The organism is Haladaptatus litoreus (assembly GCF_900156425.1).
GTDB lineage: Archaea > Halobacteriota > Halobacteria > Halobacteriales > Haladaptataceae > Haladaptatus > Haladaptatus litoreus.
The window spans coordinates 1,554,376-1,568,102 of sequence record NZ_FTNO01000001.1 but is presented as its reverse complement, the minus strand read 5'-3'; the positions used below and the strand labels follow the sequence as shown (position 1 = coordinate 1,568,102).

Here is a 13,727-nt window from a genome sequence, read left to right as displayed (position 1 = left end):
TTTGGCCAGTTTGGCGGGTTAAGCCGCCGTTTATCACTTGACGCTGATATGTGCGGCGAGGTCGGTTCGGATGATGGTGTCGCAGTATTCGCATCGGACGCCGTCCGCAAGCACCTCGAATTTCGACTCGACTGGTTCGTCTTTCGTCGTGATACAGTTGCTGTTTGGACAGGAGAGAATACCGACGACTTCCTCGGGACGCACTAACCGATGTTTTTCTGCCACTTCGTACTCGCGGATAATGTTGATGCTCGCGTCGGGAGCGATGAGCGACAGCACGTCCACCTCGTTCTGGCTCAACTCTTTGCCCTCCACTTTTACGATGTCTTTCTGCCCCATTCGGTCGCTGGGGACATTCATTCCGACGCTTACTGCCTCACCGTCGGTGCCGTCGATGCCGAGGATGGCGAGGACGTTCAGCGCCTGTCCGGCGCGGATGTGGTCGATTACGGTGCCGTTTCGAATCTTACTGACGCGAAGTTCGTGGTCGCTCATTGTTCCTCCAGCAGTGAATCCAAAATCGCCATCCGCACCGGAACGCCGTTGTGCGCCTGTTCGAAGTAGGTCGCGTACTCCGTGTCGTCCACCTCCGGTGCGATTTCATCGACGCGGGGAAGCGGGTGCATGATGGTCAAATCGTCCGTCGCATTTTCGAGTGTCTCCATGTCGATACGGTATTCGCCAGCAATCTCCCGGTATTCGTTCTCGTCGGGGAAGCGTTCGCGCTGAATGCGCGTCACGTAGAGCACGTCCAAATTCGGAAGCACGTCCTCGATGTCGGTGTGCTCGCGAACGCTCGCACCCGCTTCGTGCAGGTCGTACCGGACGCTCCGTGGGAGTTGCAGACTGCCGGGACTGATGAAGTGCTGACGAACGTCGAAGTTCGTCAGCGCGTGCGCGAGGGAGTGAACCGTCCGTCCGTACTTCAAATCGCCCATGATGCCGATGGTGATGTCGTCCAGTCCGGCGTTTTCCCGAATCGTATAGAGGTCGAGCAAGGTCTGCGTCGGATGATGGCCCGCGCCGTCGCCCGCGTTGAGCAGGGGAACGTCCACGAAGTCACCCACCATCTTCGCCGCGCCCTGACTCGGGTGGCGAAGCACGAGCGCGTCGGCGTAGCCCTCGATGACGCGCGTCGTGTCGGCGAGGGTTTCTCCCTTCTTCACGCTGGACGATTCGACGGAACCCATATCGACGATGTCTCCGCCGAGGCGCTTGATGGCGGTTTCGAAGCTCATCTTCGTGCGAGTGCTCGGTTCGTAAAACAGCAGGCCGAGCAGTTTCCCCGCGTGTCGGTCGGCGAACGCCGACGGGTCGGCGTCGATTTCGGCGGCGCGGTCGAGGACGGCTTCGATGTCCTCGCGCGCGAGTTGTTTCGTATCAATGAGGTGGTCGTCCCGCATCGTTTGAACAGGCGTCACCACCAGTCTTGAAAGCCACGGGTCGCCCCGAATTTTAAATCGGATGACGGAACCAATCACGGTATGCTCGCCATCGCAGGGGGAAAGGGAGGCTGTGGAAAAACGACGACGACGTTCGGTCTTGCGGGTGCACTCGGCAGAACTCGCCGGTTGGTGCTCGCGGTTGACACCGACCTCGACATGCCGAATCTCCACCTGCTCGCCGAAGTAGACGGCGAACCGGGACTCGCGGCGGTCGCAAACGGCGGCAGTATCGAGGACGTTTCACACCCACCACCCGAACCATCCGGACTTTCCGGAGTTAGAGTGGTTCCTGCTCCGCAATCCGGAAGCCGAGGGATTCATCTCCCTGCCGCACTCTCTCGACTCGAAAACGGTGCAGACCACGTCCTCGTGGACTGTCCCGCCGGGGCAGGGCCGGACGCCGTCACGCCACTCCGCGCCGCAGACCAAGCTCTGCTGGTGACGACGACAGACCCCGCCTGTCTCCGCGATACGGCCAAAACCGCGGCGATGGCGCGCGCTGAACACGCCCACCGTGGGGTGTGTCGTGACCCAAACGGAACGGCCGCCGCCCGGCATCGAGCAACTGCTCGACAGCCCGGTCTTGGCGACGATTCCCGACGTTGCCCCGCCCGTCCTTCCCGACGAATCCGTCGCTCGGGCATACGATGCTCTCGCGTCGGCTATCCTGTCCAAACACTTATGAACGCTGTCGGAGTTGTCGTATTTATGGGAGAGCGACTTTCGACCGGCGTTCCGGTTCTCGGCCGGAAACTTGAGGGGGGACTGCCACCGGGGAGCAGCGTCGCTCTCTGTGCACCCCCCGCGAGCCAAGCCGAACTCCTCCTGTCGGAGTTCACGTCGAGTCGCCCCACGCTCTATCTCACGACCGACCGCACCGAGGAATCCGTGAGCGCGGAGTTTCGGCGCGCATCCGACAGACGGACACCTGAAGTTCGCTACATACCCGGCGATGCGCCGCTCGACCACGCCCGGCGACTGTTTCAGCGACTGCCGAGCGATTCGACGCTCGTCGTAGACCCGGTTGACCTGCTCGAACGCGAAGACCCGACCAGATACCGGAACTTCCTGCACGACCTGCAGAGTCACGTTCGCGGCACCGACAGCCTCGCTGTGCTTCACTGCCTCGACGGCCGGAGCGTCCCCGACCAGCGCGACATCACGGAACACGCCGTCGATGTGGTGTTCCAACTGCGCACCGAGATTTCCGGAGATAGGGTCGAAAACCGGTTGGCGGTGCCGAAGTTCCGCGGCGGGCGTGCACTCCCGGAAACCATCAAACTCGAACTCACCGAATCGGTCGCTATCGACACCAGTCGGGATATTGCCTGACACCGCGAAAAACGGGAAAGAGAAAACAAGAAATCGGAAACGAGAACGGCGATTTTATCGCCGTTCGTCCATCCGCCGCATCTGTTCTCGGTGAAGCGTGACTATCATATCCGACAGCACGCCGAACATGAGCAGTTGTACGCCGAAAATGATGGCGACTCCGGAGACGACGGCGAGGACTTCGTGCGAGACGCGCGGCGGAATGAACCACTCCACGCCGACGTAGATGCCGATGATGACCCCCATAAGGCCGCTCAACATTCCCACGCTTCCGAAATAGAAGAGCGGGTTGTTCGTCTTGGCCAACTGATAGAGCGTCATGATAATGTCCCCGCCGTCCCAGATTGGGTGGAGGTTTGTCTCCGATTCGTCGGGGCGCTCTTCGTAGGTAATCGGAACCACTGTCGTCGGAACGCTGTGTTTTACGCATTCGACGGCCAGTTCGGTTTCGACACCGAACCCGTCGGACGTGAGATAGGCGCGCTCCGCTGACTTTCGGGAGAAAGCTCGATAGCCGCTGAGAATGTCGCCGAAATCCCGGCCGTGAATGACCGAAAACGCCTGATTGATGATTCGGTTGCCGAACCGATTCAGTTTAGTCATCGACCCGTTTTCCATGTTGGCGAATCGGTTCCCGATGACGTGTTCGTAGCCATCGTCTAACGGTTTAAGCATCACGTCGGCATCATCCGGGTTGTACGTCCCGTCGCCGTCTAACATCAGGAAATACTCGGTTTCGACGTTCTCGATGCCTTCACGGACCGCCTGGCCCTTTCCGACCCCTGACTGTACGATGACACGAGCGTCGCGGTTCCGCGCGATTTCCTGCGTCTCGTCGTCGGAGTTACCGTCTACGACGAGAACGTTCGAAAAGCCCTGCTCCTGAAACCCGTCGATAACCTCACCGATAGTTTCGGCTTCGTTCAGCGTCGGGATGAGCACGCACACGTCCTCGGAGTCGGGCATTGTCGGGGAGATAGACACCGGGGGCTAAAAGCCCAACCTTTTCCTCTCGGATTTCCGACCGGGACAATCCATAGATGTTTAAAACAAACCGCCCAACCACCGAATATGAACCGGCTTGCGAAGGCTGCCGCGGTCGTCGTCGCGGTCGCCGCAATCCCCTATCTCGCCTTTCTCGCGCTGTACGGGCTGATTCGTCCTGACGGGTCGCCCGCAGAAAAACAAGCGACGGAGCCAACTGTCAGTATCATTCTGCCGACGTACAACGAGGCAGACATTATCCAGAAAAAACTGGACGACCTTTTCGAACTCGACTACCCCATGGAGAAAGTCGAACTCGTGGTCGTCGATTCGAGCGACGACGAGACGCCCGACCTGATTCGTGAGTACCTCGCCGACCACGAGGCTCCCTCGCTGAATCTCATCAAGGAGAAAGAGCGCCGCGGCCTCGCCCCGGCGCTCAACGACGCATACGCCGCCGCGAAACACGAAATGGTCGTGAAGACCGACTGCGATTCGTTCGTCGCAAACGACGCCCTCCGCGTTGCCGCAGCGAATCTTGCCGACCCCGAGGTCGCGGCAGTTACCGGACAGAACGCGGACGTTCTCGGCGGGAGCGAAGTCGAGGAAGGCTACCGCGGCGTGCAGGCGCACGTCCAGACGCTCGAATCCCATCTCGATTCGACGCTCATCTTCCACGGGCCGTTTTCGGCGTTCGAAAACGATGCCATCGTTCCCCTCGACCCGAACTCGCTGGCGGACGACACCGAACTCGCGTTGAAGATTCGCCGAAACGGAAAGCGCGTCGTCTTCGACCCAGAGATTCGGTACAGCGAGGCCTCACACTCCGATTTCAAAAAGCGTAGATTGCAGAAAGACCGGCGCGGAATGGGTCTGATTCGACTGCTGTTCCAGCACCGTGACGCCCTCGGAAAGTATGGCAACTACGGCGGATTCGTGCTTCCGTTCAACTGGTGGTTCATGATCGTCTCTCCGTGGTTGGTCGCGCTGGGAATTGGATTGCTGACCGGTGCTGCGCTGGTTGCGACGGGGCCGTTCGGATTGGCCGTCCCCGGCGCGCTGGCGGCCTTCGTTCGATTGGGCGGAAACGACCGACTCGGACCGCTGCAACCGCTGTACGCGATTTTCGACGCGCAGGTGTCGCTGTTCCGTGCGAGTTTGGAACTACTGCGTGGTGAGGGCGACGGAACGTGGGAGATTGATGAGGAACTGCGGGAGGCGTTCGAATGAGCGAGACGGATTCGGGTTCGCACGATTCAGAGTCCGATACCTCTCCCTCCGTCGCCATTCTCCACGACCGATTCCCACAGATCGGTGGCGGGGAAAAGTTCGCCATCGAAGCTGCTCGGACACTCGACGCGCCGATTTATACGATGTACGTCTATCCCGGAACGGAGATTCCGGACGACGTACGTGTCATCCCAATCAAGCAAAAAAAGTACGCACGTGGTCTGTCGAAACATCTCCTCGCATGGAAAAACGAAGGTTCGAACCCGTTTGAAACGCTGTCCGTGGCGATGGACATGACCGATGCGCATCCCGACCTCACGCGATACGATGTGATTCTGGAGAGCGCCCCGCTGTCCAAACACTACGTTCCGACCGTTGATCAGACGATTATCCACTATCCACACAGTCCGCCGCGATGGCTGTACGACCTCTATCGTGACCGGATGAGTTCGTTCGACTATCCCGGCGTTCGGTTCGCGCTGAAGACATACGCGAAGTGGTGGCGCGCGTTGGACAAGGAAGCGAACGACTACGTCGATACGTTCGTCGCCAATAGTGAACTCATCCGCGACCGTATTCGCCGATATTATCATCGCGACGCGGAGGTCATCTACCCCCCGGTAACCGGCGGCTGGCGCAACGATGGCGACAATGGCTACTTTATCACGTGGTCACGACTCGCGCCCGAAAAACGAATGCCACTGCTCGCGGAGGCGTTTACGGAACTGGACGAGCGACTCGTCATTGCTGGAGATGGTGCCGATAAGGAAAAACTCGAACGGATTGCACGAGGTCACGACAACATCGAAGTCCGAGGGTTCGTAGGCGATATTGAATCGCTGGTCGCTCGTTCGACCGGTGTGATTTACGCACCAGTGCAGGAGGACTTCGGCCTCGTCGGTGCGGAAGCATTGATGGCCGGAAAGCCACTCCTCGGCGTGAACGAGGGGTTCACGAAGTACCAAGTTGAGGAGGGTGTGAGCGGCGAACTGTTTGAACCGAACGTGGAATCGATTCGTGATACGGTTCGAAGCTTCGACCCGAGTACGTACAATTGCGACGTGATTCAGGAGCACGCCGAAAAATACCGATATGAAGCGTTTCAGCACGGATTACGGAGTGTTGTCAAACGAATGCCTCTGGAGGACTAACGGATGACAATAGAGCGCGTTATCACCGCGTCACAACCGAAGCTCTCGGTCGTGATTCCAACGATACCGTCGAACAGTCACGAAGAAGTCATTTCGCATCTCGAATTACAGAACATCAATAGCTTTGAAGCTATCGTCGTAAACGACGCGAATCTCGACATATGTGAGGCGAGAAATGCGGGGATAGAGGCCGCAAATTCTGACATCGTCGCACTAACCGACGATGACTGCCGCCCCGAGAAGGAATGGCTCTCGAACGTCCTAGCCGAGTTCGACTCGCATCCGAACCTCGTTTGCCTCGAAGGAGGAGTCGGAGGAGGTCGAACGTACGGCGGCGTTCGAAAGTACGTCGGTTGTAACTTATCATTCAAACGGGATACAGCGCTGGCAGTAGATGGCTTCAACAGCGACTACGCTGGATGGCGTGACGATACAGAATTTGGTTGGCGAATGGAGCGTGATGCCGACGGAGACTGTCGGTACAGCGACAGCGTTCGGATGGTACATCCCAAACTGCCACGAGCGACTATTGACTGCGAAATGGAATCTAAACTGCGAACGGAGTTCCCCACTCGATACGAAAACGTTATTATACCAGATACAACGATAGGCCGAATAAATGATTGGCTGTGGCGGAAAGGAATCTGGGAATCCGTAGACGCCATTCGTTACCGGAAATAAATAATGACAAACATTGCACTCATCGTTTTAGATACACTGCGTAAAGACAAATTCGACGAACATTTCGATTGGCTTCCTGGTCGCAGATACGAGAATGCGTGGAGTACGAGTCACTGGACAGTTCCCGCACACGCATCCCTGTTTACGGGTAAATACGCGAGTGAGGTTGGAATTCATGCAGGTTCACAGAGCTTTGACTGTGAGGAACCATTACTTGCGGAGACATTATCAAACAACGATTACACAACGCGAGCGTTCAGTGCGAATCCGAATATTTCTCCAGCGTTCGAAGCTCACCGAGGATTCGATGATTTCAAAGGTAATTTCCGCCTTGAAGGCCTCGAAGAGGGGATGTTTGATTGGGAGAAATTCATTGCGGAAAGTCGAGACATGGGATATGAACGCTTTGCTATCGCACTAAAGCGATGTGTCTTTGGCGACTATCGAACGTTACCTTCGGTTAAACATGGTGTCAAATTGAAACTTCGTGATATGGGTATTGGCAGTAAAGTCGTCTCCGGAGGTGCAGAGATGGCACTTGACTTGATTCAAAACGCGGAGTTTGGCGAGAAAGAATTTCTCTTTGTCAATCTCATGGAGGCACATGCTCCATACGATCCTCCGAAGCCTTTCAAATCGGTTGACGTAAATATCGATACTCTGTATGCGAGCATGGATCGTCCGAGTGACCCACCGAAGGATATCAAAACTGCATATGATGATAGTGTTCGATATCTTTCTCACATCTATAGACAGGTTTTCGACAGTCTACGCGCGGATTTTGATACCATCATAACTGTTGGTGATCACGGAGAACTCCTTGGAGAGCATGATGCTTGGGGGCATCTGTATGGCTTGCATCCAGAGTTGACAAATGTCCCACTATCGATATATACTGGGAATGGTTCCAATGTCGAGATTAGCGAATCGGTAAATCTCTGCGATGTCTATCAAACAACTCTCCACTCCGCAGGTATAGAAACAAACTCTCGCGGAAGGGACCTACTTAGCATTACGGATGATGGGGAATTCGTAGTTGAGTACCACGGACTTTGTGAGCGAAATTATCTTGCATTACAGAACAAAGGTTTTGATGATTTGTCGCATATGGATGATGAATTAGGCGGTCTTGTTACTGGGGATTTCTACGGCTACGAAACATTCGAAGGCTGGGAAGAGTTTGGAACATCACCGTACTCCAGTGCCCGTGATCGACTGGAAACCTTGCTTGTCGAACGTGATAAGCGATCGGTAGATAACGAGAAACAAGATCTTGACGATGAGATTCTCGGACGACTCGAAGATCTTGGTTATGCCTGAAATTCCTCTCGTCAGTGTCGTTATCGCGACATATAACCGACCTAAACGAGTAATACGTGCAGTTGAGAGTGTACTTGACCAGACGTACTCAAATATCCAACTCATAGTCGTTGATGATTCGGATAAATATAACGAAGCGGTCGCAGAAATTGACAATGTACGATATATCTATCATGGTGATCCATGTGGATTGTCGCACGCCCGAAATGAAGGAATCCGGTCTGCGAATGGAAAATATGTTGCGTTCTTGGACGATGATGACCAATGGTTAAAGACGAAACTCGAAAAACAGGTTACGGCAATACAAAACAGAGATGTTGAATTATGTACCTGTTGGCGATACATGGTCTGGGAAAATGGCAACATCCGAAATGTGGCGAAAACGGATATAGATGGGGACGTAGTAAAGAAACTACTTTGTAGAAACGTTGTCGGTCCACCGTCAGGAGTCATCGTTTCTAAACACGCATTAGAGATAGTTGGAAACTTTTCAGAACAGTTTCCATTGTGGGAAGACCGTGAGTGGTATCTTCGTGTTGCACTGGAGTTCAAAATCGGTTGCGTAGAGGAACCACTTGTCAAGTATGCTATCGATTCTCCAAACAAAATGAGCGGGAATTTCGAAACTGCAAAAACGATTGCTTATCCTCGATTGCTGAAAAAATATGACGCTGTCGTCGACCGGCACGGGGGGCGGTTTGTTTCCGGATGGAAGTATCGTAAGTTCGGGAAGATGGCACACGATGCCGGAAACCGCCCCCGAGCACTGTACTATGCGACTCAAGCTATCGTTGCGTATCCGTTCGAATGGCCGTTTTACCGCTTGTTTATCCGTTCGTTGGTTGGAGAACGAGGTTACTCTATTCTTGAGTCAACAATAGATACTATCTCGTCAAGTTGTTCAAATATAAATATTTCAAAATTATAAGCTTGCGAAAATAATACAATGACCGAAGCAACGGACGTGAATCTTGGGAGCGAGACAGCGAAAGCGACCATCGCCAAATTTGCAATGGCGGCAACCGGGTTTTTCGCAAGCATCCTCTTCGCACGGGAACTCGGCCCGACGATGTTCGGGGGCTACTATCTCTTGTTCGGAGCGACGAAACTCGCCGACAGACCATTAACCGGATGGGCAACAGCAAGCAAGAAACGATTCTCCGAGGACGCGACAAAACGACGGGAGATTATTGGTGCCCAGTTCTTGTTCAACGCGGTTTGGATTCTTTTCGCGTCTGGTGTGGCGCTACTGCTTGCGGACAATTTGCGTTCGTACAGTGGTCTTACAATGGCACCGCTCCTGTTCGTGATACTACTTGTGTCAGAGTCGAACTACGAGTCGTTCGACCGCGTTCTGAAAGCAAGAGGTCAAATCGGAATTGCGACATGGATCGATGCACTTCGTTCATATCTTACGCTTCCGTTGCAGATCGTCTTCGTTTTTGTCTTTGCGGGGTACGGAGCAGACGGAATGGTGTACGGACTCGTAGGAGCGACGGCAGTGACGTTTCCTATTATCATCTTCTATCTCCGGGTACGGCCTACAATTCCGTCGCTCGGTACCCTTCGGAGTCTTTTTCGGTATGCTCGATATAGCATACCCACCGACTTTTTTGCGACGCTTTACAACCGTTTTGATATGATTTTGTTGGGTGTTCTACTGGTGCCTGCAACCGCGGCCAACTACGAAGTGGCGGCCCAGTTGACGATGCCCGCAACGTTTGTCGCAACGCTCGCAGGAAGTGGTCTGATGCCCCGAGTGAGCAGACTGGCGAGCGAAGGACGGACGGTGGGGCAAGAAATCACAAACACAATCTCGTTTGCGAGCATCCTCGCCATACCGATACTCTTTGGCGCACTCTCGATTCCGAAGGCACTCGTCGTGACGGTGTACGGGCCGAAGTACACGCTCGGGGCATCGCTTATCGCAGGTATCGCAGCCTATCGTTTCGTTTCGACACAAACGACCCCTCTTAGTCAGACAATGAACGGTCTCGACAGGCCGGATGTTAATATGCGGATTTCCAGTATTGCATTGGCGGCCAATATCCTCCTCGGTGTCGTTCTTACGCACCAATTTGGTGCTATCGGTGTCGTCGTTGCAACTATCGTCGCTGAAAGCTTCATTTACGTCTCCACGGCATACGTCGTCAAACGGGAGGTTCCGTCGGTCAAACTCTTTCCACGACCACTGCGTACACAGATAGGTGTGGGTGCGCTAATGTTTTTCGTCGTCTCTGCGGTCGGTCGGGTCGTAGTCGTTCGGTCGTGGTTTGACCTCGGAATACTGCTCGCAGTCGGTGTGACAACCTACGTAGGTGTATTGTTAGTTGTGAGTCCAGCGATGCGTACTACTGTTGGCAGTGTTCTGGATGGCTCTCGGCTCGAAACATACATCCCAAGACGCTTCCTAAATTGGTAACCACCAGAGCGCCATCATAAGGCTTATCCCCACTTTGCCAGACCTTTCATTCGATGAGCCAAGGCACAGAACAGGTCGAGGAGTCCTCCAATCTCGCTGACTCCGTCCTCGACCAGATAGAAGACTGGTATCACATTCCTGCGCTCGCGCTCCTGCTGGGATTCATGTTGTGGGTTCGCCTGCAGTCCTACGATAGGTTCACCCGCAACGGCGAGGTGTTCTTCGCCGGTAACGACGCATGGTACCATCTCCGACAAGTACAGTACACAGTCAACAACTGGCCCGCGACGATGCCGTTCGACCCGTGGACGTACTACCCCCAAGGGACGAGCGTCGGGCAGTTCGGGACGCTTTACGACCAACTCGTCGCAACTGCCGCGCTAATCGTGGGGCTCGGCGACCCATCGCAGCAAACGGTCGCGCTGACGCTACTGGTCGCTCCGGCGGTGTTCGGTACGCTCGTCGCGGTTCCGACCTACTTCGTCGGAAAGCGACTCGGTGGCCGTCTTGGCGGTGTATTCGGCGTCCTCGTCCTCGCGTTGATTCCGGGTGAGTTCCTCCGCCGTGGATTGGTCGGGTTCGCCGACCACAACGTCGTAGAGCCGTTCTTCCAGACCCTCGCCGTGCTGGCGATGATGGTCGCCGTTTCGATTGCCGAACGGGAACGCCCCGTCTTCGAACTTCTGGCCGACCGTGATTTCGCGGCGGTTCGCCGCCCACTCGGTTACAGTGTCCTCGCAGGTGTTGCGACCGCACTCTACCTCTGGACGTGGCCGCCGGGTATTCTCCTCATCGGCATCTTCGGCGTCTTCTTCATGCTGAAACTGACCGCGGATTACGTCCGCGGCATCAGCCCCGACCATCTCGCCTTTGTCGCTTCGGTCAGCATGGGTGTGACGGGCCTCCTTTTGCTCGTTCCGCTCGGAACGATTTCGTTCAGCGCGACGAAGTTCTCCATCCTCCAACCGCTCATGGCGTTCGCCGTCTCGATTGGCGCAGGATTTATGACGTGGTTGGCGCGCGAGTGGGACGACCGAGATGTTTCGCCGATGCTGTATCCGGTCGCCATCTTCGGCATTCTCGGCATCGGAACCCTACTCGTCTACGTGGCGCTCCCGAACCTGTTCAATCTGATTCAGACGAATCTGGTTCGGTTCGTCGGGTTCAACGCGGGCGCGGCACAGCGAACCATCGGTGAGGCACAACCGTTCCTGCAAGGATCACAGTCGCTTTCGTCGGCGGTTATCCCGCAGTACGGCCTGATGTTCTTCACCGCCATTCTCGGCGCGCTGGTGATGGTCTGGCGCGCGGTTTCGGCAGACGAACACGAGGCCGAAAAGCTCCTCGTCCTCGTCTGGGCCGCCTTCATCACCGCCGCCGCGTTCACGCAGGTTCGATTCAACTACTATCTCGCAGTTCCGGTCGCAGTGCTGAACGCCTACCTCCTCGGATGGATTCTCGGGGCGGTCGGATTCGACAGCGCGACGCGCGATACGATTCGGAACGTCGAGATGTATCAAGTGCTGGCGGTCGTTTTCGTCGTGATGCTCGTCATCCCCGGATTGGTCATGCCGGTACAGGTCGGCAACGGCCAGACGGCCACCGCGGCTCAGACGGGTAACAGCACCGCTCCCGGTGCTGTTACCCAGTGGGATGGCACACTGGAGTGGATGCAGACCAACACGCCACAGGAAGGCAACTACGGCGGTGCCGGAAACTCGATGGAGTATTACGGCACCTACACGGAAGGTGACGGCGATTACGACTATCCGGAGGGAAGCTACGGCGTCATGTCGTGGTGGGACTACGGTCACTGGATTACGGTCGAAGGTGAGCGAATCCCGAACGCCAACCCGTTCCAAGAAGGAGCGACCACTGCCGCGAACTACCTGCTTGCCCAGAACGAATCCGAGGCGAACGAAGTGCTGAACAACCTCGGTGACGAAAACGAGCAGACCAAGTACGTGATGGTCGACTGGAAGATGGTCGAAACGAACGGCCAGCCAGGGAACGTGAAGTTCTTCGCGCCGACGGTGTTCAAAGACGACGCCTCGGCGGGCGACTACTACGATTCCATCTACACCCGACAGAGCCGAATCGCCCAACACAAACAGCCGTACTACGACAGCCAGATGGTTCGACTGTACCGCTATCACGGAAGCGCGGTCGAGCCAAGACCAATCGTGCTGGACTGGAAAACGACGCAAGGACAGGACGGACAACCCCTCAAGGTCGCTCCAAGTGCCCTCTCGCAAAACGCGAACGACACGGTCGTAAAGCGGTTCGACACGATGCAGGAAGCCCGTAAATACGTCAGAGAGGACGGGAGTGCGCAAATCGGCGGTATCGGGCCGTATCCGAGCGAGCGCATCCCGGCGATGGAACACTACCGCGTCGTGAAAGAGAGTCAGTCACAATCGACGCAGGTTCCGTCGCACTATCAGGTGCTTAGTCAGCGGGTGGGACTGCTCCAACAAGCAGGCGTCTCCACACAGGATTACTTCCGCACGTCGCCATCGTGGGTGAAGACCTTCGAGCGAGTCGAGGGTGCAACGGTGGAAGGAACCGGCCCCGCGAACACCAACATCACCGCCTCGGTTCGGATGCAGACCGACACTGGAAGTGCGTTCACCTACACGCAGATGGCTCAGACCGACGAGAACGGCGAGTTCACGATGACCCTGCCGTACTCCACGACTGGCTACGACCAGTGGGGAACTGACGAAGGCTACACGAACGTCAGCGTCCGTGCGACCGGGCCATATGAGTTCCGAACGCCACAGACCGCTGGCGAGGACGGCTTCGAGTTCACGAACGGCACAGCACAGGTTTCGGAAGCCCAAGTGCTCGGCGAGGATGACAGTCCCGTCACAGTGTCGGTTGACCAACAGCAGACGATTCCGGTGGAAGGCGCGAACAATTCGACCGGCAACAACTCCGCAGGCCCGAGTGACCCCGGCAATCAGACGGGAGACAACTCGTCTGCCGGAAACGGTTCGGTCGGCAACAACTCGACAGGAAACGAGTCGAACTCGCTTCCCGGCCCCGCGTCGCCGCTGACGCGAGGCAGTCTCGTCGGTGCGTATGCGGCGACGTTGGTCATCGCTCGGCGCGACTGAACCAGCAATCGGTTTCGTTTTTTCGTTTGATTCGTCTCCGGCC

The 13,727-nt window shown here is 56.1% G+C and carries 11 protein-coding genes; 8 read left to right on the top strand and 3 right to left on the bottom strand.

The features are described from left to right. Positions 1 to 33: 33 nt before the first annotated feature. Both pyrI and pyrB read right to left on the bottom strand, forming a co-directional pair. Entirely contained in the window at positions 34 to 495 is a 462-nt protein-coding gene (pyrI, locus tag BW974_RS08250; protein ID WP_049970300.1) for an aspartate carbamoyltransferase regulatory subunit, read from the bottom strand. Beyond that, complete coding sequence (gene pyrB, locus BW974_RS08245) at positions 492 to 1,403, bottom strand: aspartate carbamoyltransferase (RefSeq protein WP_076429642.1); 912 nt, start codon at positions 1,401 to 1,403, stop codon at positions 492 to 494. Before pyrB ends, pyrI begins: the two co-directional genes overlap by 4 nt. Before the next feature lie 81 nt (positions 1,404 to 1,484). Between pyrB and BW974_RS27140 the strand changes: the two genes are divergently transcribed. Further along, entirely contained in the window at positions 1,485 to 2,777 is a 1,293-nt protein-coding gene (locus tag BW974_RS27140) for a DUF7125 family protein (RefSeq protein ID WP_368275025.1), read from the top strand. Positions 2,778 to 2,831: 54 nt separating this feature from the next. Here BW974_RS27140 and aglJ read toward each other — a convergent pair whose 3' ends face one another. After that, the gene (gene aglJ, locus BW974_RS08230) at positions 2,832 to 3,743 is read right to left on the bottom strand and encodes an S-layer glycoprotein N-glycosyltransferase AglJ (RefSeq protein WP_076429638.1); all 912 of its coding nucleotides are present in this window, start codon (positions 3,741 to 3,743) and stop codon (positions 2,832 to 2,834) included. A gap of 105 nt (positions 3,744 to 3,848) precedes the next feature. On the opposite strand from aglJ, the gene BW974_RS08225 reads away from it, so the two are divergent. Genes BW974_RS08225 through BW974_RS08195 form a run of 7 tightly spaced genes read left to right on the top strand, consistent with a single transcriptional unit; the run spans position 3,849 to position 13,684 of the window. Continuing rightward, positions 3,849 to 4,991, top strand: coding sequence for a glycosyltransferase (locus BW974_RS08225; RefSeq protein ID WP_076429636.1), 1,143 nt, complete (start codon positions 3,849 to 3,851; stop codon positions 4,989 to 4,991). After that, complete coding sequence (locus BW974_RS08220) at positions 4,988 to 6,142, top strand: glycosyltransferase (RefSeq protein WP_076429634.1); 1,155 nt, start codon at positions 4,988 to 4,990, stop codon at positions 6,140 to 6,142. Before BW974_RS08225 ends, BW974_RS08220 begins: the two co-directional genes overlap by 4 nt. Positions 6,143 to 6,145: 3 nt before the next feature. Continuing rightward, the gene (locus tag BW974_RS08215) at positions 6,146 to 6,823 is read left to right on the top strand and encodes a glycosyltransferase family 2 protein (RefSeq protein WP_076429632.1); all 678 of its coding nucleotides are present in this window, start codon (positions 6,146 to 6,148) and stop codon (positions 6,821 to 6,823) included. Between the two features lie 3 nt (positions 6,824 to 6,826). Next, positions 6,827 to 8,143 carry a sulfatase-like hydrolase/transferase gene (locus tag BW974_RS08210; protein ID WP_076429630.1) on the top strand — a complete coding sequence of 439 codons (1,317 nt, stop codon included), beginning with the start codon at positions 6,827 to 6,829 and terminating at the stop codon, positions 8,141 to 8,143. Then, on the top strand, positions 8,136 to 9,071 hold the full coding sequence (locus tag BW974_RS08205) for a glycosyltransferase family 2 protein (protein ID WP_076429628.1): 936 nt from the start codon (positions 8,136 to 8,138) through the stop codon (positions 9,069 to 9,071). Before BW974_RS08210 ends, BW974_RS08205 begins: the two co-directional genes overlap by 8 nt. 18 nt (positions 9,072 to 9,089) lie before the next feature. Further along, positions 9,090 to 10,565: an oligosaccharide flippase family protein gene (locus BW974_RS08200; RefSeq protein WP_076429626.1), complete on the top strand. Its 1,476-nt coding sequence runs from the start codon at positions 9,090 to 9,092 to the stop codon at positions 10,563 to 10,565. Positions 10,566 to 10,618: 53 nt separating this feature from the next. After that, the gene (locus BW974_RS08195; RefSeq protein ID WP_076429624.1) at positions 10,619 to 13,684 is read left to right on the top strand and encodes an oligosaccharyl transferase, archaeosortase A system-associated; all 3,066 of its coding nucleotides are present in this window, start codon (positions 10,619 to 10,621) and stop codon (positions 13,682 to 13,684) included. The last annotated feature ends 43 nt before the right edge of the window (positions 13,685 to 13,727 follow it).